Source organism: Polynucleobacter necessarius (assembly GCF_900095195.1).
Taxonomy (GTDB): domain Bacteria; phylum Pseudomonadota; class Gammaproteobacteria; order Burkholderiales; family Burkholderiaceae; genus Polynucleobacter; species Polynucleobacter necessarius_G.
In genome coordinates, this window is sequence record NZ_LT606950.1 from 517871 (window position 1) to 539171 (window position 21301).

At 47.3% G+C, this 21301-nt stretch carries 29 protein-coding genes, 3 tRNA genes and 6 pseudogenes; 19 read left to right on the forward strand and 19 right to left on the reverse strand.

The window, feature by feature from the left end; genetic code table 11:
* The first annotated feature begins 1 nt into the window (after position 1).
* The 7 genes from BQ1619_RS08975 (at position 2) to BQ1619_RS10190 (ending at position 4404) form a co-directional block, all read left to right on the forward strand.
* Positions 2-193: a hypothetical protein gene (locus BQ1619_RS08975; protein WP_197711832.1), complete on the forward strand. Its 192-nt coding sequence runs from the start codon at positions 2-4 to the stop codon at positions 191-193.
* 212 nt (positions 194-405) lie between these two features.
* Complete coding sequence (locus tag BQ1619_RS10585) at positions 406-708, forward strand: pseudouridine synthase (RefSeq protein ID WP_415066247.1); 303 nt, start codon at positions 406-408, stop codon at positions 706-708.
* 293 nt (positions 709-1001) lie between these two features.
* Positions 1002-2096 carry a tRNA dihydrouridine(20/20a) synthase DusA gene (dusA, locus tag BQ1619_RS02895; RefSeq protein WP_114662175.1) on the forward strand — a complete coding sequence of 365 codons (1095 nt, stop codon included), beginning with the start codon at positions 1002-1004 and terminating at the stop codon, positions 2094-2096.
* A gap of 53 nt (positions 2097-2149) precedes the next feature.
* Positions 2150-2225: transfer RNA gene (locus BQ1619_RS02900), tRNA-His, on the forward strand.
* Positions 2226-2284: 59 nt separating this feature from the next.
* Positions 2285-2551: a hypothetical protein gene (locus BQ1619_RS02905; protein WP_114662177.1), complete on the forward strand. Its 267-nt coding sequence runs from the start codon at positions 2285-2287 to the stop codon at positions 2549-2551.
* Between the two features lie 8 nt (positions 2552-2559).
* Positions 2560-2964: an SUMF1/EgtB/PvdO family nonheme iron enzyme gene (locus BQ1619_RS02910; protein ID WP_114662179.1), complete on the forward strand. Its 405-nt coding sequence runs from the start codon at positions 2560-2562 to the stop codon at positions 2962-2964.
* 108 nt (positions 2965-3072) lie between these two features.
* Complete coding sequence (locus tag BQ1619_RS10190) at positions 3073-4404, forward strand: ATP-dependent DNA helicase (RefSeq protein ID WP_114662181.1); 1332 nt, start codon at positions 3073-3075, stop codon at positions 4402-4404.
* Here the strand turns inward: BQ1619_RS10190 and BQ1619_RS09630 are convergent, their stop codons facing one another.
* Positions 4405-4548, reverse strand: a complete 144-nt coding sequence (locus tag BQ1619_RS09630; protein WP_231968457.1) for a hypothetical protein — start codon at positions 4546-4548, stop codon at positions 4405-4407. It abuts the gene before it with no gap.
* Positions 4549-4561: 13 nt separating this feature from the next.
* Positions 4562-4987, reverse strand: coding sequence for a gamma-glutamyltransferase (locus tag BQ1619_RS02920; RefSeq protein WP_231968458.1), 426 nt, complete (start codon positions 4985-4987; stop codon positions 4562-4564).
* On the opposite strand from BQ1619_RS02920, the gene BQ1619_RS02925 reads away from it, so the two are divergent.
* The 5 genes and pseudogenes from BQ1619_RS02925 to BQ1619_RS02940 all read left to right on the forward strand — a co-directional run bounded on the left by BQ1619_RS02925 (position 4988) and on the right by BQ1619_RS02940 (position 6961).
* Positions 4988-5200: a hypothetical protein gene (locus BQ1619_RS02925; RefSeq protein WP_114662183.1), complete on the forward strand. Its 213-nt coding sequence runs from the start codon at positions 4988-4990 to the stop codon at positions 5198-5200.
* A gap of 350 nt (positions 5201-5550) precedes the next feature.
* Positions 5551-5937, forward strand: coding sequence for a Bug family tripartite tricarboxylate transporter substrate binding protein (locus tag BQ1619_RS10195; RefSeq protein ID WP_197711833.1), 387 nt, complete (start codon positions 5551-5553; stop codon positions 5935-5937).
* Positions 5927-6298, forward strand: a complete 372-nt coding sequence (locus BQ1619_RS10200) for a Bug family tripartite tricarboxylate transporter substrate binding protein (RefSeq protein WP_269460063.1) — start codon at positions 5927-5929, stop codon at positions 6296-6298. Before BQ1619_RS10195 ends, BQ1619_RS10200 begins: the two co-directional genes overlap by 11 nt.
* Positions 6299-6324: 26 nt before the next feature.
* A pseudogene (locus tag BQ1619_RS02935) lies at positions 6325-6672 on the forward strand (gamma-glutamyltransferase); the annotation flags it as partial.
* Positions 6673-6688: 16 nt separating this feature from the next.
* Entirely contained in the window at positions 6689-6961 is a 273-nt protein-coding gene (locus BQ1619_RS02940; RefSeq protein WP_114662185.1) for a tripartite tricarboxylate transporter substrate-binding protein, read from the forward strand.
* On the opposite strand, the gene BQ1619_RS10590 is transcribed toward BQ1619_RS02940, so the two are convergent.
* Genes BQ1619_RS10590 through BQ1619_RS10215 form a run of 4 tightly spaced genes read right to left on the reverse strand, consistent with a single transcriptional unit; the run spans position 6890 to position 8316 of the window.
* Entirely contained in the window at positions 6890-7156 is a 267-nt protein-coding gene (locus tag BQ1619_RS10590) for an LrgB family protein (RefSeq protein ID WP_114662187.1), read from the reverse strand. The two genes, BQ1619_RS02940 and BQ1619_RS10590, sit on opposite strands and share 72 nt — an antisense overlap.
* Positions 7123-7644: a penicillin acylase family protein gene (locus tag BQ1619_RS10205; protein WP_269460064.1), complete on the reverse strand. Its 522-nt coding sequence runs from the start codon at positions 7642-7644 to the stop codon at positions 7123-7125. Before BQ1619_RS10205 ends, BQ1619_RS10590 begins: the two co-directional genes overlap by 34 nt.
* A complete protein-coding gene (locus BQ1619_RS10210; RefSeq protein WP_331851884.1) occupies positions 7541-7807 on the reverse strand; it encodes a hypothetical protein in 267 nt (88 codons plus the stop codon). Before BQ1619_RS10210 ends, BQ1619_RS10205 begins: the two co-directional genes overlap by 104 nt.
* A complete protein-coding gene (locus tag BQ1619_RS10215) occupies positions 7798-8316 on the reverse strand; it encodes a penicillin acylase family protein (protein WP_269460065.1) in 519 nt (172 codons plus the stop codon). The genes BQ1619_RS10210 and BQ1619_RS10215 overlap by 10 nt, the downstream gene beginning before the upstream one ends.
* Before the next feature lie 185 nt (positions 8317-8501).
* Between BQ1619_RS10215 and BQ1619_RS02955 the strand changes: the two genes are divergently transcribed.
* Positions 8502-8590 (forward strand) — tRNA-Leu (locus tag BQ1619_RS02955).
* A 451-nt stretch (positions 8591-9041) separates the two neighbouring features.
* On the opposite strand, the gene BQ1619_RS02965 is transcribed toward BQ1619_RS02955, so the two are convergent.
* The 5 genes and pseudogenes from BQ1619_RS02965 to BQ1619_RS02985 all read right to left on the reverse strand — a co-directional run bounded on the left by BQ1619_RS02965 (position 9042) and on the right by BQ1619_RS02985 (position 13271).
* Positions 9042-9518 (reverse strand): ExbD/TolR family protein, encoded by a 477-nt coding sequence (locus BQ1619_RS02965; RefSeq protein WP_231968459.1) that lies wholly within the window; start codon positions 9516-9518, stop codon positions 9042-9044.
* A 2-nt stretch (positions 9519-9520) separates the two neighbouring features.
* A pseudogene (locus tag BQ1619_RS02970) lies at positions 9521-10208 on the reverse strand (MotA/TolQ/ExbB proton channel family protein).
* A gap of 5 nt (positions 10209-10213) precedes the next feature.
* Positions 10214-10558 carry an energy transducer TonB gene (locus BQ1619_RS09645; RefSeq protein WP_231968462.1) on the reverse strand — a complete coding sequence of 115 codons (345 nt, stop codon included), beginning with the start codon at positions 10556-10558 and terminating at the stop codon, positions 10214-10216.
* A 334-nt stretch (positions 10559-10892) separates the two neighbouring features.
* Complete coding sequence (gene murI / locus BQ1619_RS02980; RefSeq protein WP_114662189.1) at positions 10893-11702, reverse strand: glutamate racemase; 810 nt, start codon at positions 11700-11702, stop codon at positions 10893-10895.
* Positions 11703-11747: 45 nt separating this feature from the next.
* A complete protein-coding gene (locus BQ1619_RS02985) occupies positions 11748-13271 on the reverse strand; it encodes a fumarate hydratase (protein ID WP_114662191.1) in 1524 nt (507 codons plus the stop codon).
* A gap of 184 nt (positions 13272-13455) precedes the next feature.
* Between BQ1619_RS02985 and acs the strand changes: the two are divergent.
* Both acs and BQ1619_RS02995 read left to right on the forward strand, forming a co-directional pair.
* Positions 13456-15401 (forward strand): annotated as a pseudogene (gene acs, locus BQ1619_RS02990) (acetate--CoA ligase).
* Positions 15402-15459: 58 nt separating this feature from the next.
* Positions 15460-15550 (forward strand) — tRNA-Ser (locus BQ1619_RS02995).
* Positions 15551-15606: 56 nt separating this feature from the next.
* Here BQ1619_RS02995 and BQ1619_RS03000 read toward each other — a convergent pair.
* Positions 15607-15900 carry a hypothetical protein gene (locus BQ1619_RS03000; RefSeq protein ID WP_231968463.1) on the reverse strand — a complete coding sequence of 98 codons (294 nt, stop codon included), beginning with the start codon at positions 15898-15900 and terminating at the stop codon, positions 15607-15609.
* Between the two features lie 43 nt (positions 15901-15943).
* Entirely contained in the window at positions 15944-16267 is a 324-nt protein-coding gene (locus tag BQ1619_RS03005) for a Rap1a/Tai family immunity protein (protein ID WP_114662193.1), read from the reverse strand.
* Between the two features lie 68 nt (positions 16268-16335).
* On the opposite strand from BQ1619_RS03005, the gene BQ1619_RS03010 reads away from it, so the two are divergent.
* From BQ1619_RS03010 to BQ1619_RS03020, 3 genes are read left to right on the forward strand one after another with little or no spacing between them, the layout of a single operon-like run.
* Positions 16336-17469 (forward strand): DUF3300 domain-containing protein, encoded by a 1134-nt coding sequence (locus tag BQ1619_RS03010; RefSeq protein ID WP_162784583.1) that lies wholly within the window; start codon positions 16336-16338, stop codon positions 17467-17469.
* Between the two features lie 33 nt (positions 17470-17502).
* Entirely contained in the window at positions 17503-17769 is a 267-nt protein-coding gene (locus tag BQ1619_RS03015; protein WP_114662197.1) for a Rap1a family protein, read from the forward strand.
* Positions 17766-18350: an amidohydrolase family protein gene (locus BQ1619_RS03020; RefSeq protein ID WP_114662199.1), complete on the forward strand. Its 585-nt coding sequence runs from the start codon at positions 17766-17768 to the stop codon at positions 18348-18350. The genes BQ1619_RS03015 and BQ1619_RS03020 overlap by 4 nt, the downstream gene beginning before the upstream one ends.
* A 67-nt stretch (positions 18351-18417) precedes the next feature.
* Here BQ1619_RS03020 and BQ1619_RS03025 read toward each other — a convergent pair.
* Positions 18418-18781 (reverse strand): annotated as a pseudogene (locus BQ1619_RS03025) (2Fe-2S iron-sulfur cluster-binding protein); the annotation flags it as partial.
* Positions 18782-18843: 62 nt separating this feature from the next.
* On the opposite strand from BQ1619_RS03025, the pseudogene BQ1619_RS03030 reads away from it, so the two are divergent.
* Positions 18844-19005, forward strand: a pseudogene (locus BQ1619_RS03030) (NADH-ubiquinone oxidoreductase-F iron-sulfur binding region domain-containing protein); the annotation flags it as partial.
* A gap of 248 nt (positions 19006-19253) precedes the next feature.
* Here the strand turns inward: BQ1619_RS03030 and BQ1619_RS10595 are convergent.
* The 5 genes and pseudogenes from BQ1619_RS10595 to BQ1619_RS10225 all read right to left on the reverse strand — a co-directional run.
* A pseudogene (locus BQ1619_RS10595) lies at positions 19254-19388 on the reverse strand (YciI family protein); the annotation flags it as partial.
* The gene (locus BQ1619_RS03040; protein ID WP_197711835.1) at positions 19388-19759 is read right to left on the reverse strand and encodes an amidohydrolase family protein; all 372 of its coding nucleotides are present in this window, start codon (positions 19757-19759) and stop codon (positions 19388-19390) included. The pseudogene BQ1619_RS10595 and the gene BQ1619_RS03040, both read right to left, overlap by 1 nt.
* 124 nt (positions 19760-19883) lie before the next feature.
* A complete protein-coding gene (locus BQ1619_RS08995) occupies positions 19884-20159 on the reverse strand; it encodes an ATP-binding cassette domain-containing protein (RefSeq protein ID WP_231968464.1) in 276 nt (91 codons plus the stop codon).
* Between the two features lie 66 nt (positions 20160-20225).
* The gene (locus tag BQ1619_RS10220; protein ID WP_197711837.1) at positions 20226-20639 is read right to left on the reverse strand and encodes an MlaE family ABC transporter permease; all 414 of its coding nucleotides are present in this window, start codon (positions 20637-20639) and stop codon (positions 20226-20228) included.
* Positions 20636-21253, reverse strand: coding sequence for an ABC transporter permease (locus BQ1619_RS10225; RefSeq protein ID WP_197711838.1), 618 nt, complete (start codon positions 21251-21253; stop codon positions 20636-20638). The genes BQ1619_RS10220 and BQ1619_RS10225 overlap by 4 nt, the downstream gene beginning before the upstream one ends.
* Between the last annotated feature and the right edge of the window lie 48 nt (positions 21254-21301).

The following is a 21301-nucleotide window of genomic DNA, read 5'->3' on the forward strand; positions in this document are numbered from 1 at the left end:
TATGAGTAAGGTCAATTCAGAAGGGGTTTCAGCATCGCGGGTGTATCTACCACCCGATCAATCCCATCTGAACTTATTGCAATTCTTTATTGCTCAATTTCCACACATTGACGCAGTTGAGTGGAAGAGTCGTTTCGCTGAAGGATTGATACTAGATGCTGATGGCCAAGTGTTAGCAGCGAATGATCCATAACGTCCCAATACTCATCTACATTACTTCAGAAGATTGGCTCGTGAGCCTGAGATACCATTCGAGGAGCTCATACTCTTTCAGGATGAGCATTTGCTGGTTGCAGATAAACCCCATTTCTTGCCAGTAACACCTAGTGGCTTGTATTTACATCAAACCTTGCTCGATCGATTGAAGAGGAAAACCCACATTCAAACCTTAAGCCCTATAACCGCATTGATCGGGATGCTGCCGGGTTAGTGATCTTCTCTGTAAACCCTAGCGAAAGGGCGCAATACCAAAATCTCTTTCGTGATCGAATTGTAAATAAGGTGTATGAGGCAATCGCACCATACTCCGAGGCCCTAGAAAAAAGATTGTCACTGATGTATCAAAGTTGTCTTGAGGAATCCGAACATTTCTTGCAAATGCAAGAGGTGGAGGGTGAGTCCAATTCCGATACACGAATCGAATTACTTGAAATAAACAAGCCATGGGCAAGATATCGTTTGATGCCAGTGAGCGGCAAGATGCGGTAAATCACATTGATGAGGCCGTCAAAAGTAACACGATTGCGATCGGAGCTGCCAAAGGAGTGTATTTAGCCTTGTAGAGACTTTAGGCGCAATGGTTGGAGATCCGGATCTTCCGAATCACCTCAAGTCTGGATGCATGGGCGCTTTGGACTTGGCAGCAGAGCTTGAGGCGAAGCTCGATAAGATGAAATAAAGCGTGATGCAATAAATAGTGCACAAGGATTATGCTAGATCAGGGCGACTTCGGTTGCCCTGTTGCCTTTAAAATAGGACGTTAATTAAAACAATGGATGTTTATGAATAGCGTCCCCCAAAAGCGCATTGCAGTTGCTCCGATGATGGAGTGGACAGACCGCCATTGCCGCTCTTTTCACCGCTCTCTGAGTAAAGAAGCTGTCTTGTATACGGAGATGGTGACTACTGGCGCGCTGTTGCATGGCGATGTACCTCGTCACTTGGATTATTCGCAAGACCAGCATCCCGTCGTATTGCAGTTGGGCGGATCGGAACCAAATGATTTAGCAAGATCTGTAGAACTGGCCCAGCAATGGGGCTACAATGAAATTGATCTGAACTGTGGATGCCCATCCGAGCGCGTGCAGCGTGGCGCATTTGGCGCATGCTTGATGGCAGAGCCTAAGCTGGTTGCCGAATGCGTTAAGGCAATGAAAGATGCGGTAGATGTTCCCATTTCGGTAAAGCATCGATTGGGGCTTGATTCCATGGATGCATCTAGCTCAAATGAGGATTATCAATTTGCATTAAATTTCATTTTGTCTGTTGCAGATGCTGGTGCTAGTCAGGTCACTATTCATGCGCGTAACGCAGTTCTCAAGGGCCTATCTCCCAAGGAGAACCGCAGTAAGCCGCCATTGCGATATGAAGTCGCAGCGCAATTACGCTTAGATGCCCAAAAACATTTTCCTAAATTAAAAGTGTTGCTCAATGGTGGCTTGGAATCTAATGAGCAAATTGCTGGTCATTGGAATGATTTTGATGGCTTTATGGTTGGCAGAGCGGCATATCATTTTCCTGCGATGTTGTTGGGTTGGGATGATTTGATTAATAGTGATGGTGATGCAGCGGGTTACCTCTTTAGCGAGACGGAATGGCATCGCATTCAGATTGCGCTAGTGAAACAAGTGCAAGCCTGGTTTGATGAGTGCCAAGTCAAGCAAAAACCGTTTTATATTGGCGCATTCACAAGGCATATCTTGGGCTTGGCGCATGGTAGAGCGGGTTCGCGCTATTCGCGCTATTGGCGTCAAAAACTATCCGATCATTATGCTCTGGCAAAAGTGCAGTCCAAGGATGCGATTGCAGACTTCTTTCTAGATGCCAGCTTATGTCTTGGAGACTGGGCTGCTTTTGAGCTCGAAACCGCAGAATAAGGCTGTTTTGCGGGGTTTTTACCCAAAAAGGCTATAATTTCACTTCTTCTGCGGCGGACGTAGCTCAGTTGGTAGAGTCCCAGATTGTGATTCTGGTTGTCGCGGGTTCGAGTCCCGTCGTTCGCCCCAAATACCCCTAAAGCTCCCCAAAGATATCTTGCGGAGCTTTTTCTATTACAGTCATCAAAATGAAAAAGTTTGATATTTACCAAATCCTATTTGGCATTTTGTTATCTGCCATCTCCTTGTATTTGCTGTTGAGACCAAGCACTAGCCAAAGTGCGCCACCATCATCAATCCCGACAACACCAATTGGTAATCTAGTATGGGATCAAACGGAGATGACCATTGGTGATGTTAAGGCGTTTGCTGCTGCAACGGGATTTGTTAGTGCTGCCGAGAAAAAGGGTGGGGGGTTGTCGTATGAGGCAGGCTTTGTTCAAAAGCCAGGCTGACCTGGAAAATGCCTTATGGGGTTCCTGCAGGTGACTTAGAGCCTGCAGTGCATCTTAATCAAAAGGAAGCGGAATCGATTTGTCGGTATTACGGAAAACGTTTACCAACGGACGCGAAATGGGCCTCTACTGCGTTTTTAGAGCAACGGTCTAATCCGCCGACGGGATTCATCAAAGGACAACGATATCCGTTTCCCGGCGGTAGTACGTCATCCGTCTCGCATTGCCTTAGTGGTTGCGGTAACTATAAAGGCTTAGCACCAGCGGGAGCTCTCAATCGCGGGACAGGACATGTCACCACCAAAACGACTAAACCCGGAGTCAATGGGATGTATCACATGGGTGGTAATGTATGGGAATGGACGTCGACTGAACGCAATGGGGGTTACATTACCCGAGGAGATTCCTGGTGATATGGTCCTGAGCGTCAGCAAGAGTCTGATGTGGAGTCTAAGTCGGGCGATATCGCTGTCGTGTACATTGGGTTTCGGTGTGTAGCTGACGCCGTGAAACAATGAGGGATGTCTTCCTCCATTACCCATTCTCCTGAAATTGAAATTACGCCAGACTATGAAGCGGTGATTGAGGCAATAGATCGTGGCGATCCTTATATCTTTGTTAGCGGTAAAGCAGGCACTGGTAAAACCACGCTGATTGGCTATCTTCGAGAAACCGTTTCTGGCAATGTGGTTGTTGTGGCGCCAACGGGAGTAGCCGCTCTGCAAGTAAGGGGAGTGACAATTCATTCCTTCTTTAGATTGCCTCCGCGTTTAATCTTTCCTGAGGAAGATATCAAGCCTCTGCGTGATAAGCGGTTATACAAAGATATTCGTTTACTCATCATTGATGAGATCTCCATGGTTCGCGCAGATGTAGTGGATGCTATGGATTTATTCCTACGCGAGAATGGCCCCCAAAAAGGTAAACCCTTTGGTGGCATTCAGGTGATGTTTGTGGGGGATTTATTTCAGTTGCCGCCCGTGGTATCGGCTGCGGACAAGCAGGTGCTAGCAGATAGGGGATATGAAGGCCCTTACTTCTTTTGCGCGATGGCTCTGCATCGCAAAGATGTCACGATGGTGGAGTTAAGTAAGATCTTTCGTCAAAAAGATGCCAGTTTTGCTAGCCTATTAAATCAAATCCGCATTAATCAAGACGCTGATGAGGTGATCGATACACTCAATGCCCAGTGCTATCGCAAAGATCAAGCGGTTGATGACCAAACAATTGCGCTCACCACCACCAACGCCAGAGCAGATCAGATTAATGGTGCCTGGCTACGTTCCCTGACTACCGATGCGAAGACCTATGTGGGTAAAACCACTGGTAAGTTCAATGTAGATGATCGCAATTTGCCGTCGCCTAATCAGCTCATCTTAAAAGTGGGCGCTAAGGTGATGTTTACCGCGACCGACCCTGGATTTCCGAAGCGATGGGTAAATGGAACCATTGGGGTAGTGCGTGAGCTTCTGTCCGATAAGGTGAAAGTAATGGTTCAGAACGGACCGTATTCAAATACCGCAGAGGTAAGCGGGCATCAGTGGGAGTCATATCGGTACGATCACGACATGATGTCAGGAAAAATCTCTCCCAGCATTATTGGCACTTACGTACAGATTCCGCTGATGTTAGCTTGGGCAGTGACGATTCACAAGAGCCAAGGTAAAACCTTGGATAAAGTCAAAGTCGACCTCTCCTCAGGTGCATTTGCATCAGGGCAGGTTTATGTCGCGTTAAGTCGCTGTAAAACCATCGAGGGCATCACCTTACAGAGGCCGATTGAGCCCAGAGACGTGAGTTGCGATCAAGAAATTAAGCGCTTCTATCTAGCGTGTTTGCCAAGACCTCTGTAATTAAAATCCAGCCGCCAAACCATCGCGTCGATGGTCGCTACCGGCGATGTAGGCAGAAACAGTATCATCACTGAGTTTGGCAATCGCTTGGGCGCTTCCAAAATCTAGGCTATTTGCAGGCTGAACGGCAACTTCGTGTCCCATGGCCCTAAGTCCATCAACGTTTACCTGGGTTAACTTGATTCGGGTGACCATCTTGTAGGCTAAAACTCATGCCACGATTATGAAAAGCGATTCCTCCAGGAGAAACTACGCCAGAGCCAAAGCCTTTGAAGTTCGATTGAATGTACGAGATCATCATACCTGATTCATCTGCGGCGCATAAGTAAACCGTGCCACCAGAATGAGGGTCGCCCGCACCATAGCTGCCTGCCTGATGATGATCAATCAATGCAGCACGACTTACTAGGTAATCACGATTTAATAGACTCGATACTGGAACGGCCATTGAACGAGCATCGGATACATAAGCATATGCATCGGCAAACGCGATTCGCATGGCTTCAATCTGTAAGTGAATACGCTGCGCTGAATTTGCGGGATATTGCTTCACATTGGCCGCTTGCAAAATGCCGAGAGCCATTTGAGCGGCAATGCCAGAGCCATTGGGCGGGATTTCATGGAGGGTAAGTTATTTGATGGTCTTTCGGGGCTGTGGTGCTCTGCTGATAATCAATCTGACTGGATTGAACCTCTTGCCTTTGATTATGGCGAATATACCTCCATGATCATCAAAGTAGTAAGCTCCCTTAGCATAGCGCATGATTTTGGGATGCCGGTGGAAATAGCGATTTAGCGTAAAAGGCAGCCAGTACGCTGACATATCGATTCCTCTAGGAGGCTGATGAGCTTCGGTCATGAGTGTCTCTTTTTATGGATGTGCTTTTTGCATATCTAATACTATATTACCTACCCACTCTTTAATCCCAAACGGAAAATTGGATACCTTATGACCCGCTTGAAATCGATTCTATTTAGTGTCTGCGCCCTCATAGTCAGTATGAACTCAGTTTGGGCAGCGCCAAAGTTGGATTGGCCCAAAAAACCCATACTAGCGATTGTTTCTTTTCCTGCTGGCGGGTCCACTGATATCTTTGCCCGCAGCGTGACTACTCCACTTGCTGAGGCGCTTGGCCAATCATTGGTTTGCAAGCAGCAGCCAAGGCAGCGCCTGATGGATACACGATTCACGTGAGTGCGTTGACGAATCAATCCATTTCATCTGCGCTATTTAAAAATCCACCCACTGACTTACAAAAAGATTTTGTACCCGTTGCGCTCATAGGCACGATTCCCAATTTAATTGGGATGAATCCCAGCGTTCCCGCCAAAAACCTCCAAGAGTTAATTACGTTTATCAAATCCAAAAATGGAAATTTCAATTACGCCTCGCAGGGCAATGGCAGCTTGTCGCATCTTGAATCTACTTTATTCATGCAGCGTATTGATGCTGCTGGCACTCATATTCCCTATAAAGGCAGCAAGCTTTGCTTTGCCCGACTTAATCGCAGGCAATACCTTAATGATGTTTGATAGCGTGACCGTATCACTGCCGCACACCCAAATCGGAAAGTTGCGGCCAATTGCCATTGCAGCAGCAGAACGCTCCCCTCTCATGCCTAATGTACCAACATTAGGCCAAGATGGCATGAGGCAATTTGATATTGAAAATTTTTATGCGATTTACGTTCCCAAAGGCACATCACCCGCCATTGTTGCCAAGCTTGAACGCGAGATTCGGAAAATTTTGACGAACCCTGACTTTAAAGCGCGCATGGCCACGCAAGGTATCCACCCTCAATTTGCTAACTCTGAAAAGTTAGCAGAAATTACTGCTGAAGAAGCAAGCAAGCGGGAGAAAGTAGTCAAGTCCGCCAATATTAAAGTCGATTAAATTTCACCAACACTAGATAAGCTTCCATGATTATTTCTCCTCCTTTTGGTGGCGGTTGCGCCCCAGTTTTAGCCAAGAGCACCGTTGCTAGCTCGCAGCCATTGGCAACACAGGCCGACATCGAAGCACTTCAACAGGGTGGAAATGCCGTGGATGCTGCGTTAGCTACTGCAATCACACTAACCGTTGTTGAGCCCACCATGAATGGTTTGGGTGGCGATGGATTTGCAATCTTATGGGATGGCAAAAAACTTCACGGACTCAATGCTTCTGGTCGCGCTCCCAGCGCTTGGACTCCTGAGTATTTTGCAGGGAAATCCGCGATGGATTTGATTGGTTGGGGCACAGTAACAGTGCCTGGCATGGTGGCCGGTTAAGCGTAGCCCTAGCATGCCAGACGTACCCACATTTATCGAAAGTGGGATTAAAGACTTTGTGATTGATGACTGGGTGGGCTTGTTGGCGCCTGCAAAAACGCCTAAGCCAATCATCAATAAACTCAATCAAGCATTAAATGAGATTCTGAATTCACCTGAGGGTAAAGCAAAGCTCCTATCAATGGGTATCTTTGCCTCCCCAGGGACTACAGATTTATTTATTGAACAAATGGTAAATGATGGGAATGGCAACAGCGCTAATAACGCCGTTCATTCCCATGGCTAGACTTGCATAGGTTTCCGGCTTCGGGATGAATGCTAAATGCTCTCGAAGTGCCAATGCCGATTGCAAAACCGCGTTGCCACCACGCTTCATACCTAAGGCATTAAGAACAAATGGTGCCAAGATAGCTCCCAGTATCCCGGTGCTAACCGCAAATATAGTTGTTAACGTGGGAGATACGCCAATGCGCTCAGCAATGAGTCTGAGATGACTGGGCCATGACGCGTTTCTTTGACGATAAAGTGAATCGACGGCGCACCTTTCACATCAATGATTTCTTGGCGGACTTTAAAGGGAAGTAAGCCATCAGGTCCTCGATACATTCCGGGATTCTTGGTATCGATTTGCTCAATGTGTAAATCTTGTACATCGGGATTGGTATTAGTAAAGCTCCAAGCAAAAGTTTCGGATCTACCCAAAATAACTGCTGGTATTCCGGGTAGCGTTCCTCCTAATACATTTAAGCCGGGAGCATCTAAATGCGCAAAATACCAAATCGCTGGCGTAGATAATCCCAAGTGTGGATCATTGGCGAGAAATGGTTTTTCGCTCACTGTCAGCTTTCCGCTTAAGGCCCAGTTATTAGAGCCAATACCATCTTTTCCGCCAGGAACATCGATTGCGGACAACTCTGTCGCGGGGGGTTGGGCGGAAATCGATGGGCCCCGCTTTAGGATTAAAGACATTGAGTTCTTTGTAAAGCTTGACAAAATCCATACTTGTTATTGGCTCAGATTCATATGGGGGGAGTACTTCCCAGATTTGCTTGATAGTCAGAAATTGCGAGAGCTCAAGTCGTTGCAATTCCTTATGCCAGTTCCCGCCCAAATCTAAGGCCATCATGAGCATCCAAGCGACACTGTCTGTTGGTGACCAATGACCAGTTTAGATCCTGTTAAAAAATATTCCACTGGCAGAGCCCAACCTAAATGCGCGTTGCTTGCATTGATGCCATCTGCATACGACTGTAACAACCGTTTTGCTACGACAGGATATTTATCAAATTGCTGCTCAGCCGCACACTTTATTCCTAAAGTGCGAATGAATCGATCAATATTAACCGTCTCACTATTAACCGTCTCACTACCAAGGATTTCGGAGAGTCTGCCACTGGCAATGCGACGATCCATTTCCAGTTGCCAGGAACGTTCAGTAGCGTGTAAATACCCTAAGGCAAATAAAGCATCAGCTTGGTTGTTGGCTTTGATGTGTGGAATATCGGATTCATCAAAGTTGATGACAACGCTATTCCCAAGATTTTTAATGCTGCGTTTTCCTGAAGGGCTGGACTGCGCTGAATATAAATAAACCAAACCGACTGTAAATATCAGCAAAATGAATGCACCAAGTACCCCCATGGTTATATGACGTAGATAAACCCGCTACCCTTAAAATACGCTGATGAAATCCATAACCAATCAAACTGGAATGCGCAAACTCTTGCGCCCCCTACTTGGGATAGGTCCGCGCGGGCAATTTGAGCTTACATGCTAAAATAGACATCGTCTTAATTTACTTAGCGCAGCAGTTTCTGCTTGTGCGAGCCCGAGTGGTGAAATCGGTAGACACAGCAGATTTAAAATCTGCCGACTCAAAAAAGTCGTGCCGGTTCGATTCCGGCCTCGGGCACCACCACTACCAAGACATATACCTCATTCAGAGTCTATGCGCCTATCCCATATCTTTTTTTTGCCTCAATCTCATTCTAGTAAGTACAAGTTCCTGGACTATAGATGTACTGGAGTTTTATTGCAAGCGTTCTGAAAAAGGCTATACCGAAGAATATGACATGAAAATTACCCTAGCTTCGGGCAGCCAGAAAGCCAAAATTTATTTAGATGGCCGGGATTTGGATCAATCCGATGCTTACGGCAAGCAGGTGGTTAAAAGCGTAACCTTGGCGCGACCAAATATTCTGATGATGATTGAAGCCAGCTTTGAGCCTGAAAATGTGATGGGCGTTTCGTATTCAGCGGGAACTGTGCTGACACAGATTGCACTTGATCCTGTGACCGGTAAATTAAAAAGACTGAAAAGATTCAGGGCGGCATATTGGGTGAGACGATGGGTTTATGCACCTACGTCAGCGAAGAACTCTGCTTGCCATCCAAAATGCCCTATAAGGCCAAGCAATAACATCCCAAATATTAGTTAGGTCAGTTACAAACCCTAACTTGGTTAAGCCTGCGCGACGAAATGCTGCCAAGACTTGCGCAACGTATTCATATTTAACCGACTTATCGGCGCGCAGATTGATCTCCGGCTGCGGATCTTTTTGAGCCGCTTTTTCTGCATAGCCATCAAAGGTTTTGATATCAATCGGAGTGCTATTCCAGAAGATTTGACCCTTACCATCAATCGATAGCTGAATCGATTCGGGCTTGATTTCATTTCGGACGCTATTGGCTTTGGGTAATTCGACCTTTACTGCCTGCTGAATCACTGGCAAGGTAATGATGAAGATAATTAATAGCACCAACATCACGTCGACCATCGGCGTCATGTTGATTTCCGCCATGATGGCGTCGTCGTTTTGATCATCTTGCAGATGAAAAGACATGCTTAGTCTCCAGATTGAACGCGAGCGCCAGTAACAAAATAGGCCAGTAAATCATTACCAAAGCGATTGAGATCCGCAACCAGCAATTTATTGGCGCGATTGATCGCGTTAAATCCAAGAACGGCTGGAATCGCTACCGCAAGACCCAAAGCAGTCATGATCAATGCCTCGCCAATCTGCAACCTGATCAATTTGTGCGCTACCGGAGCTACTGATAGAGATCAGCGCATGGTAAATGCCCCACACGGTGCCGAACAATCCAATAAAGGGGGCGGTAGCACCAGTTGAGCCTAAAAAGGTTAGCCCCATTTGAAGGCTGGCTGCGATGCTATCGATGCTGTTTTTAATGCTGCGGGACATCCATTCGGAGTAATTGAGTGTTTGCAGCAATTCGCGGTGATTGGTTGCTTGACTCTGATGGTGAATCGATGCGTCGCTTGCAGACTTTGCAATCTGATAGTAGGGATTCATTGAGGGATTGCTGAAAGACTGCAGTCCTTGATCAAAGGAGGTGGCATGCCAAAACTGATCCAATTCAGGTTTGAGCTTGCGCAAATTACGCAATTCCCAATAGCGAGAGAGCAAAATAACCCAGGTCACAATTGAGCACAACAATAAGGCAATCGCTACAAAGCGAGTGATGGCGTCTCCCTCAAGCCATAGATTGGCAATTCCAAAAGGTGTATTCATAGTGATTAATTCTTCAGATTAAATTTGATTAAAAGATTGGTTGAGATTCGTTGGGGCGAGCCATTAACTAAAAAAGGTTTAAACCGATAGCGACGACCAATATCCGTAGCGGCGCGATCCAATCTGGGGAAGGAGCTCGATTGCGGTATCGCAACGTCTTCAACGTCGCCGTTTTCGGCAATAATCAAGCGCACCACTATGGTGCCTTGTTCACCTGAGCGTTTGGAGAACGATGGGTAATAGGCATCCGCATCCGGCTGACACACCACGATGAGTTTACCAATGTCTGTCTGAATTGGTGTGCCACTGGCGCCGCCAGTCGTTGTGGGTGCAACTGCCGCATTTGGCATTTGGCTTGACGATTGCGGCTCACTTTTCTGCTGCTGGCTAGTGTTTTGGGTTTGCTGAGGGGTTGGCTTTTGCGATAACTTTTCTTCAACCTTCTTTTTCTTCGGCTCTTCTTGAGGTTTGGTGGTGGAGCAGTTGGCTGTGACTTGCTATCTGCTGTATCGGGGCTAACGAGATTGGCCATGACACGCGCGTCATCGAGCTTGGGTGGTCGCGACGTAAAATGCAAAAACTCTAACGCTGGCAAAGCATGCAACAGCAGCACGATGCCAATGATGATGCGTTCGGTCTTGGTGAATGGGAGACGCATATCGAGTTTTTGTAAAGAGGTACTCATCACTGAGAATCCAACATGCTCGAATTCAACGCATGATTATTTAGATCACTGCGCATTAAATCTCGCGCCATCTTTAGCAAGGGTGCATCATCTTTACTGCTGACAAAAGAAACTGAGCCATGGCGCTCCTCATTCAAGCCTTCATCGGATTTGAATTGCTCTAACTGGCGCCTTAACTGTCTTACGACGGCATCGCTCGTATCAATCAATGTGATCGAGTTGCCTAATAGTTTACGAATAGCCTTGCGTAGAAAAGGGTAGTGTGTGCATCCTAAAACAATGGTATCGGCGCCTGCGTCTTGAATGGGTTCTAGATGTTTTGCCAGCAACTCCAAGGTTTCTTCGCCATCTGCCTCGCCCATCTCAATCAGAGGAACCAATCCAGCCCCAGCTTGTTTAATAAAGCGACAATCATTTGGTAGGGTTGCTAAAAGTGCATTGAACTTATCGCTCTTCAGCGTGGCTTCGGTTGCTAATACTCCAACAACACCATTTTGGGTTTGCATGGATGCTGGCTTAATGCCTGGCTCTACTCCAATGACCGGGATAGGTACTTGATCGCGAATTTGCTTGATTGCTTCAGCGGTCGCAGTATTGCAGGCGACCACAATGGCATCGCACCCAGATCTGGCTAAGTGCCGACATAACTCGAGACTGCGTTCCGCAATCCACTCGCTCGATTTTTCACCGTAGGGCGCGTTTGCAGAATCGGCTAGATAAATATAGTCGTGCTGCGGAAGTTGGCGTAGGGCTTCATCCAAAATGGATAAGCCACCAACGCCAGAATCAAAAACGCCTACCAGTGACAAGTGGGTGCCAATGCCTAACTAAATGACGGATAAATTCATTAGCAATTAAGCAATGGTTACCGGAATGTTGCCAATCTTGGCTTGCCATTCTTTTGGACCAGTCTCATGCATGGAGATGCCTTCGGAGTTCACGGCTACCGTCACCGGCATATCTTTGACATCAAATTCATAAATAGCTTCCATGCCTAGGTCAGCAAAGCCAACCACTTTAGAGTGTTGGATTGCTTTGGATACTAGGTAAGCGGCACCACCCACCGCTATGAGGTAGGCGGATTTATGTTTTTTAATTGCCTCAATCGCAACTGGTCCGCGCTCAGCTTTACCAATCATGGAAATTAAGCCAATTTTGGCGAGCATCATTTCGGTGAACTTATCCATACGGGTTGAAGTTGTAGGACCTACTGGGCCAACCACTTCATCGCGCACTGGATCGACTGGACCAACGTAATAAATCACGCGATTCTTAAAGCTAACAGGCAATTCTTCGCCCTTGGCCAGCATATCCTGAATGCGTTTGTGAGCGGCATCGCGACCGGTCAAAATTTTGCCATTCAGAAGTAGGGTCTCGCCGGGTTTCCAGCTCGCTACTTCCTCTGCAGTGAGGGTATCCAAATTGACGCGCTTGGATTTTTGAACATCTGGTGTCCAAGTTACATCTGGCCAATCGGAGAGAGAAGGGGCCTCGAGTTTTGCAGGGCCATCACCATGTAAATGGAAATGGACGTGACGGGTTGCAGCACAGTTCGGAATCATCGCCACAGGTAATGAAGCAGCATGCGTTGGGTAATCCAAAATCTTAATATCCAAGACGGTAGCCAATCCACCCAAACCTTGCGCGCCGATACCCAGTTTGTTTACTTTTTCGTAGATCTCTAAGCGCAATTCTTCAACGCGATTCTTTGAACCGCGTGCGATGAGTTCCTGAATGTCGACTGGGCCCATCAATGCTTCTTTAGCCATCAACATCGCTTTTTCTGGGGTGCCGCCAATGCCGATACCGAGAATTCCAGGAGGGCACCAGCCCGCACCCATGGTGGGAACGGTTTTTAAAACCCAGTCGACGATGGAGTCAGAAGGGTTAAGCATGACCATCTTTGCTTTGTTTTCAGAGCCACCACCTTTTGCAGCGCAGATGACTTCAACGTCATCGCCAGGAACGATTTCGTAATGCACTACTGCGGGGGTATTGTCACCACTGTTTTTGCGTTTACCCGCTGGATCGGTCAATACAGAAACTCGCAAGGTATTGTCGGGATTAAGGTAAGCGCGACGCACGCCTTCATTCACCATCTCGGTCACGCTCATCGTGGCATCCGGCCACTGTACATTCATACCAATTTTTAAAAAGACCACGGCAATGCCCGTATCTTGGCAAAGAGGGCGGTGACCTTCTGCACACATACGGCTATTGGTCAAAATTTGAGCGATCGCATCCTTGGCTGTTTCACCCTTTTCTAGGGAGTACGCCTTGCCCATGGCTTCAATGAAATCCTTTGGATGGTAGTAAGAAATGAACTGGAAGGCATCAGCAACGCTTTGGATCAGGTCGTTTTGTTTGATATTGGTCATGATTTTAGGCTTATTTCCACATTATTAGTAAGGTTTTCCCCATTTTAAGGGTTTGCCATAGAGCAAACCCCAAGTGTTTTCACTTATCTTCAGTAGTCTTGAGGGCTAGAAACCCTCATTTTGCGACATTTTGCGTCCTTTTTAACGCAAAAAATATTGATTATTTATTAGAGGGCTGTGAAGCATGGAACCATTAAAGCAAGAAAACCGCGTTTTTAGCCCACCTGCTGACTTTGTAAAGGGTGCGGCCATTTAGGCATAGAGGCCTACAAAAAGCTGTGCGCTGAGGCTGAAAAAGATTACGACGGTTTCTGGGGTCGACTTGTAAAAGAGAACATCTATTGGAAGAAGCCTTTTACGAAGGTTTTGGATGAATCGAAAGCGCCTTTCAGACGGCACAACCAATGCTTCTTATAACTGTTTAGATCGTCAGATCGAAGCTGGTCTGGGCGATAAGACCGCCATCATTTTTGAAGCAGACGATGGCACAGTTACTAAGGTTACCTATAAAGAAATGCTTGAGCGTGTTTGCAAAATGGCAAATGCACTTCGAAAACTCGGTATCAAATCTGGTGACAGCGTCATCATTTATATGGCGATGACGATCGAAGGCATCGTAGCGATGCAAGCGTGTGCTCGTATCGGCGCGATTCACTCAGTCGTGTTCGGTGGTTTCTCTGCCCAAGCGTTGCGTGATCGCATTATGGACGTTGGCGCTGTTGCCGTGATTACTGCTGATGGTCAATACCGTGGCGGTAAGGTATTGCCACTCAAAGCAATTTGCGACGAAGCACTCTCCACTGGCGAGTGCCCTAAGGTAAAACACGTGATCGTCAGCAAGCCCACCGGAACCGATGTTGCTATGACAGCAGGTCGGGATGTGTGGATGCAAGAAATCGTTGCTAATGAAGCAACTACTTGTGGCCAGAGTGGGTAAGGCTGAGCACCCATTGTTCATTCTCTATGCCTCTGGATCTACTGGTAAGCCAAAGGGTGTGCAGCACTCTACTGGCGGCTATCTCTTGTGGGCGATTCTGACCATGAAGTAGACCTTTGACATTAAGCCGAACGATGTGTTCTGGTGTACTGCCCACATTGGATGGGTAACTAGCCACTCGTATATTACGTATGGTCCTCTCGCAGTAGGCGCAACTGAGATTGTGTTTGAAGGTGTACCAACTTATCCGAACGCTGGTCGTTTCTGGGAAATGATTCAAAAGCACAAAGCTACAATTTTCTACACAGCACCAACAGCGATTCGTTCATTGATCAAAGCATCGAGCAGCGATCAAGCAGTGCATCCAAAGAGCTTTGATTTATCGTCATTACGTCTCTTGGGTTCAGTGGGTGAGCCAATTAATCCAGAAGCTTGGATGTGGTACTACGAGAATGTGGGCGGCTCCCGTTGCCCAATCGCAGATACTTTCTGGCAAACCGAAACCGGTGGTCATATGATTTCTCCATTGCCAGGCGCAACCCCAATGATTCCAGGTTCATGCACATTGCCATTGCCAGGTATTCAGGCGGCGATTGTGGATGAAGCTGGCCATGATGTGCAAATGGAAACGGTGGAATTCTTGTGGTTAAATGTCCATGGCCATCTATGATTTGTACGATTTTGGGCGATCCAGATCGCTTCGTGAAGTCGTACTCCCCAGAAGAGTTGGGTGGCAAGCTCTATCTCGCTGGTGACGGCGCAATTCGTAATAAAGACACTGGCCACTTCACCATCACTGGCCGTATCGATGACGTGTTGAACGTTTCTGGTCACCGTATGGGAACCATGGAAATCGAATCTTGCTTAGTTGCGAATCCATTGGTTGCTGAAGCCGCGGTAGTCGGCCGTCCTGACGAACTGACTGAGGCTATCTGCGTATTTGTAGTGCTTAAAGGCGGTCGTCCAACAGGCGAAGAGGCTAAGAAGATTGCTACTGAGTTGCGTAACTGGGTTGGTAAGGAAATTGGCCCGATTGCCAAGCCAAAAGATGTTCGCTTTGGTGATAACTTGCCAAAAACCCGTTCTGGCAAGATCATGCGTCGCTTATTGCGTGTGATTGCGAAGGAGTAATGCAAGATACTTCTACCTTGGAAAACCCAGCGATTTTGGAGCAACTCAAAGAGTCACTCTAAGTCAGCTAGAAGGTGTGTGCGGTATCCCCATTGCGGCAATCGTATAATCAACGGTTCCGGAAGGGTGGATGAGTGGTTTAAGTCACACGCCTGGAAAGCGTGCGTAGGTTAATAGCCTACCGCGGGTTCGAATCCCGCCCCTTCCGCCAAACAGTAGATAAAAGAAAAGCCACCCTCGGGCGGCTTTTTGTTTCAGGCTAAGAGCTTATAGACTAGTCACCGCTAGAGTTGCTATTCGAACTCTTTCCGGCCTTATAACCCGCATTGTATTCAGAAGCCTGATTTTTCTTGTAGGCGTCATAAGCATAGCCTGAAGCTGCACCAACTGCAGCACCACCGACTGCGCCGCGGACTGGATTGCCGTGGAAGATAGCAGTCCAACACCACCAGCAACTGCGCCAATAGAAGCACCGGAGAGAGTACGTTGCTCGGTATTGCTCATGTTAGGGCAGCCTGCAATAGCAATTGTCGCTGCGGTAATAACGAGTATTTTTTTCATTTGTAGATCCTGTAATTAAATCAATTTGATGGAAACGTCGTGATTATTTCTTGGCGCACGCAAATTTCATGGCTAAAAAGTTGAGTACGGTTCCAGATGCAGGGTCATGAGCCAGCATCGGTGCGGTTTGAGAAATAAATTGAACGTATTCAGCAATCACTTCATCGCGTTTTGGAGCAGGTTGCTTGACGCAGATGAAAGGCTTAGCACGCTGTTGGTGACGCGTTGCCAGATAGGTATCGTAGATAGCAGTGGTGTAGCCAATACAGTAGCTACGGGATTCAGAACTGGCTGGTAGCTTGCAGTAATTCACGAGCTCTTGCGCGCTCAGTACGGGGATTTTTTCATCGGCCTGAGCGGATTGCATGGAAAGCAGCGCAGCAAAAGTGGCTAGTGCAAGAGAGAGTTTTTTTCATGGGTTTTCCTTGGTTGTCTATGGTTACAATGATTGCACCAGTTGCCAAAACGTATGTATTTGCGCAATCTACTAGCCAAAGTCAGGCGCCCCTGTCAGATCAACAACTGAATTCTTTGGTATCGCCGATTGCGCTTTATCCTCATTCATTGATTTCGCAAATTCTGATGGCTTCCACCTATCCATTGGAAGTGGCTGAAGCAGCCGGTTGGCAAAAGCAAAATTCCCGCTTGACTGGACCTGCATTAGATGGCGCCTTGCAATCCCAAAATTGGGATCCGAGCGTCAAGTCCTTAGTGAGTTTTCCACAAGCCTTGCAAATGATGGGCTCGGATTTGAACTGGACACAAAAGTTAGGTGATGCTGTATTGGCTCAGCAATCCGATGTGATGAAGGCAATTCAGACTATGCGCGCGAAAGCAAAGCAGGCTGGCAACTTAACTTCTACTCCGCAGCAAACTGTTAGCACCTCTGGTCAAAACATCATTATTCAGCCAGCCAGTCCACAGGTGATTTATGTACCAACGCATAATCCTACGGTGGTGTATGGTCCATGGCCTTATCCAGCCTATCCACCGCCTCCACCATACTACCCACCAGGGTATGTGGCCGGCGCGGAACTATTGTCTTTCGGTATTGGCATGGCTGTCGGTGCCGCACTCTTTGGTGGCATGCACTGGGGTGGCGGTTGGGATGGTGGCTCGATCACTGTGAACAACAATACGTTCAATAGTTTCAATCGCAATACGGCGAATGGAAACTTTAAATCGGGTTCATTTAGCTCTGGTGATAAGTGGCAATTTAATCCACAGCATCGTGGCAATATGCCATATCCAAATTCCAATTTGCAAAGTAAATACGGTAAGTTGAGTAATCAAGGTTCATCTGCAATACGCGATCAAGAGCGTGACCACTTGCGTCAGAATTTAGAAAAGAATGGCCTCAACGGAACCGATGCTGGTCGTAGTGAAGGATCGCGCGATCCTGGTCGAGACTCTTCTCATGAACAAGCTGCGCGCAATGATGCAGAGCGTGCGCGTGACAACTACCGTGCTCCTGAGCGAGATCCTCGAGAGGGTGGTTTTGGTGGTGGTGAGCGTGCGGGCGGCCGTGGTGGTTTCGGTGGCGGACGTATGGGTGGCTTTAGACGCTAAGCGCTGTGTCATCAAAAATTGTGAAAGATAACTATGTCTATTAAAAATGTACTTTATGGATTTGGCGTTTTGGTGTTTTTAGGATGCCAACCAAGCTATGCTCAATCAGTGGTTCCGGAGAATGACAACTCTACCGCAGAGTTTGTAGAGCTCTGTCGTAATCTAAATGATGTGGATGCCCAGAATTTTTGTTTTGGTTTTGGAGAAGGCGTATTTCAAACCTACATGGCAGATCGCCCAAAGCAGGCTCAGCCTGAGTTCTGCTTGCCAAAGGCGGCGATACACGCAAGGGCATTTTGAAGGCCTTTTTAGCCTGGAATCAAAAGACACCACAGTTCAACAAAGATCCTGCTTTAGCAATCCAGGGCGGCAAAATTGTCGCTGTTGGTAATAAAGATGTTGTTGTGAAAGATTGGAAGGCGGATTCTACTAAGGTGATTGATCTGAAGGGTCAGGCCGTCATGCCAGGATTTGTGGAGCCACACGTGCACATCATGGCGACCTCCGTATTTGAAAATCTCGGTTTAAACCTCAGTAACTTTACCTTGCCATATGACACTAAAGATACATTGATTCAAAAGGTTAAAGCAGCCGTCAAAAGTGTTCCGCAGGGCGGTTGGTTAATTGGGTTTGGTGTCGATCCCTCTCGTATAAGCCCGTTTATGGCTGAGCTTAATGCGGATGATTTGGACAAGGCGTCAAAAGACGTTTCGATCTTTATCGTGAACCAATCCGGTCATATTGCTTACGTCAATCACAAGGCTATCGAGTTGGCAGGCATTACTGAAAGTACCCCAAATCCTTCAGGTGGTGGCATCTACGTCAAGGATGCCAAAGGTAAGCTAACCGGTAAGTTGGTTGAGCCACTTACTTCCTTATGAATCGTATATGCCCAGTGAGATCTCCGGTGGTATGCAGAAGCGCGCTGCACACCCTCTACCAATACTTTAACGGTGCCATCAGCAACATCCATGCGTGCTGCCCACGAACTCAGCTCACTGTGCTGATTTTGCTGTTCAGCTTCTTTGCTATCACCCACCCACTTGAAGCCTTCATCCGGCATATCGAAGAGCAACATCTCCAACACCAACTTTTGACTCTTTAAAGCACGTTCACTATTGGCCTTGACTTCCATGCCAGGCGTAGCACTTCTGCAGCAACTAGGCGCCAGCGTTCTCTCTCCATTGATTTCCACAACGCAGGCACGGCAGTTACCGTCTGGACGATACCCATCCTTGAAACACAAGTGGGGAATATCAACCCCATGACGTTTAGCGGCCTTGAGAATCGTTTCGCCTTCATAAGAAACAATGGTCGCAAGGGCTTGCGCAGTTACAGCGTGAGCGGGCGTGTTAAACAACCTGGAGTGAAGTTACCAACAAGGCTGCCAAGCTGATGCAAGCACCAGCTTGGGATCAACAAACCTTAGACGATTTGGCTACGGTGATGGTTGATGCCTCCATCTGTGGTTTAGGTCAAGCAGCACCCAATCCTATTCGTTGTATTCAGAAATATTTCCCGCAGGAAGTGAAATAACAATCGCTAAAAACAATATCGGGAAAACGAGACAAACATGAACGCACCAACCAATCCAAAGAACTCGAGTTACAAACCGTAGAGTTCAAACTCGACGGCAAGACCATGTAGTCCGTATGAACTAAACCACTCAGGCCCACGCGCAACAATGTCGCGCACCCAGTAGAGTGTTTCAAAATTGTGCTCCAGGGTTCATTACTTAACCATTCTTCTACTGCTGCCCTGCTGGGGAAATCCATGACTAATAGACTTCCTAACACGGTATTGCCATCGTCGGATGTTAGTGGGCCAGCAAATGCAATACGCTCCGCTTGTTGACCCAAATATGCACGATTCTCTGGACGAACCTGCACTCGCAATTCTGCAGTACCGGGTCGATCCATTAAGGTTGCGTCACTGCAGCAGTGAGACCTTGCGTAGAACCATCGGTAATATATTTAATACCAATAAATCGCAGCTGATCATCACCATCATTCGGCTTAACGCCTTTGTATCCAGGAGGAATGGCCTGACTGTACAAATAACCCCGCACCCGAATCGGTGATGCGTTTTTAGCAAAGATCTCTTTGTAGATGGCAATTTCTTTATCAACACCAAAGTTTCCACCAACGCTCATGTCCGATGCCGTGGTGACTCCAGTGGATGCCATTTTTTTCGGGGTAGTTTGGATTGCTCCAAATAATTGCGCTTCTGTAGGATTAGGCATCTTGGCCATAAATGGCAGATAGGTAAGCCCACGAGGTCTAACTTGCAACGTACCAGCAAATTCATTTGGTCCTGCGTCAGCTGGGTATATTCCTGCATGAATAATGTAACGCTATCCAAAAGATTCATGGAACCAAATAAGACTTCCTGTTGATACATGACGCCAAAGCTCGTCATGAGATTCTAACGCTCTGCTCCTTGGGCCTTGGTGATGTTTTTCCTTCGATGAGCACATCGCCGGATAACGGCTGATATAAGCCAAAAAGATTCTTGAGGAGGCTCGATTTACCGCACCCCGAGCCGCCGAGGATGACGAAGATTTCACCATTGTTTATTGTGAAATTGAGGTCTTTCATCAGAACATTTGAACCATAACCCACTGTGAGATTGTGCACATCAATGGCGCATGGAGTCGAAAATGGGATCGGATTGGTTGCTGGTGTATTCACCAGAAACCCGTTTATAAGAGATAACAGCGAAGATGCCGTCCACCACCACAATCATCACAATACTGCTTACCACGGCACACGAGTAGCTGAGATGCCCACTGCGGCAGCACCAGTACCAGTTTGCATACCACGTAAGCATCCCATTGCAGAGACAACGACACCAAACATCGTCGCTTTAACCAATCCAGAAAAAATATCTTCCACATCAACCGCGCTAATCATGCCGTTGTAAAAATTCACAAAAGGAATGCCATAAATTTGCATCGTGCACATCGACGCAATGATGCTCACGATGTCTGCGTATAAAGTCAGGATGGGTGCCACCAAAATTCCGGCAAGCACTCTAGGCACAACCAAAAAACGCATTGGACTCAAACCGCCTGAAACTAGCGCATCCACTCCGCTATTCACGGTCGTAGTGCCAATCTCGGCAGCAAATGCCGCTGAAGAACGGCCGGCCAACAAAATGGCGGTAATCAATGGGCCCTCTCACGAACAATGCCGAGAGCCGCCAAAGGCCCCACAAAGGACACTGCGCCAAACTGTTTCATACCAATAGCAGCTTGGAACGATAGAATTACACCAATTAAAAAGGCCACTAAACCCACAATTGGTAGCGCTGCAATACCCGCCTCTACGGCAGCATTCACAAAATCGCCCCCACGTACTTTTGTGATGTTTCGCAAAGACCAAAGTAAATCCGAACTCAGATGTCCCGCAAAGGTAATCACCCCCCAATCATTTATGAGATTTTGTGCAGCCATCCCCGTACTAACGAAGAAACTACGCTTCGGTTTCTCAGCAGGGACTGGGAATAAATTACTGATGGGATCAAACTCATGCAACAAGGGTTGATAGCGACTATTTAAACCTTGCAATTCAGACTTGGCACCTACTTTTATTTGCGCCTCTTCCACGCCAATTAAAAAAGCGATGCCTGCACCATCTAAAGAAGTTACTGCAGTCGCATCAAACGTCAGAGTGGCCTGTGCAACATTCGCTTTGGGGATGCTCGCAAGCCATGCGCTTTGGGAGTCTCGGATCTGGGTCCAAACTACACCTAGGGTGTAGACATTAATCACCCCACTAAGCACTACTTTAGCGTGATTGGCGTCGAGCTGAGACCAAACCGCTCTCGGACT

What these genes read in the sequence shown, in the direction of transcription:
- BQ1619_RS08975 (WP_197711832.1), top strand. Translation starts at nt 2, where the DNA reads ATGAGTAAGGTCAATTCAGAAGGGGTTTCAGCATCGCGGGTGTATCTA.
- dusA (WP_114662175.1), top strand. Translation starts at nt 1,002, where the DNA reads ATGAATAGCGTCCCCCAAAAGCGCATTGCAGTTGCTCCGATGATGGAG.
- BQ1619_RS02905 (WP_114662177.1), top strand. Translation starts at nt 2,285, where the DNA reads ATGAAAAAGTTTGATATTTACCAAATCCTATTTGGCATTTTGTTATCT.
- BQ1619_RS02910 (WP_114662179.1), top strand. Translation starts at nt 2,560, where the DNA reads ATGCCTTATGGGGTTCCTGCAGGTGACTTAGAGCCTGCAGTGCATCTT.
- BQ1619_RS10190 (WP_114662181.1), top strand. Translation starts at nt 3,073, where the DNA reads ATGTCTTCCTCCATTACCCATTCTCCTGAAATTGAAATTACGCCAGAC.
- BQ1619_RS09630 (WP_231968457.1), bottom strand. Translation starts at nt 4,548, where the DNA reads ATGGGACACGAAGTTGCCGTTCAGCCTGCAAATAGCCTAGATTTTGGA.
- BQ1619_RS02920 (WP_231968458.1), bottom strand. Translation starts at nt 4,987, where the DNA reads ATGGCTCTCGGCATTTTGCAAGCGGCCAATGTGAAGCAATATCCCGCA.
- BQ1619_RS10200 (WP_269460063.1), top strand. Translation starts at nt 5,927, where the DNA reads ATGATGTTTGATAGCGTGACCGTATCACTGCCGCACACCCAAATCGGA.
- BQ1619_RS02940 (WP_114662185.1), top strand. Translation starts at nt 6,689, where the DNA reads ATGCCAGACGTACCCACATTTATCGAAAGTGGGATTAAAGACTTTGTG.
- BQ1619_RS10205 (WP_269460064.1), bottom strand. Translation starts at nt 7,644, where the DNA reads ATGTCTTTAATCCTAAAGCGGGGCCCATCGATTTCCGCCCAACCCCCC.
- BQ1619_RS10210 (WP_331851884.1), bottom strand. Translation starts at nt 7,807, where the DNA reads ATGCTCATGATGGCCTTAGATTTGGGCGGGAACTGGCATAAGGAATTG.
- BQ1619_RS10215 (WP_269460065.1), bottom strand. Translation starts at nt 8,316, where the DNA reads ATGGGGGTACTTGGTGCATTCATTTTGCTGATATTTACAGTCGGTTTG.
- BQ1619_RS02965 (WP_231968459.1), bottom strand. Translation starts at nt 9,518, where the DNA reads ATGTCTTTTCATCTGCAAGATGATCAAAACGACGACGCCATCATGGCG.
- BQ1619_RS09645 (WP_231968462.1), bottom strand. Translation starts at nt 10,558, where the DNA reads ATGCCAAATGCGGCAGTTGCACCCACAACGACTGGCGGCGCCAGTGGC.
- BQ1619_RS02985 (WP_114662191.1), bottom strand. Translation starts at nt 13,271, where the DNA reads ATGACCAATATCAAACAAAACGACCTGATCCAAAGCGTTGCTGATGCC.
- BQ1619_RS03000 (WP_231968463.1), bottom strand. Translation starts at nt 15,900, where the DNA reads ATGAAAAAAATACTCGTTATTACCGCAGCGACAATTGCTATTGCAGGC.
- BQ1619_RS03005 (WP_114662193.1), bottom strand. Translation starts at nt 16,267, where the DNA reads ATGCAATCCGCTCAGGCCGATGAAAAAATCCCCGTACTGAGCGCGCAA.
- BQ1619_RS03010 (WP_162784583.1), top strand. Translation starts at nt 16,336, where the DNA reads ATGGTTACAATGATTGCACCAGTTGCCAAAACGTATGTATTTGCGCAA.
- BQ1619_RS03015 (WP_114662197.1), top strand. Translation starts at nt 17,503, where the DNA reads ATGTCTATTAAAAATGTACTTTATGGATTTGGCGTTTTGGTGTTTTTA.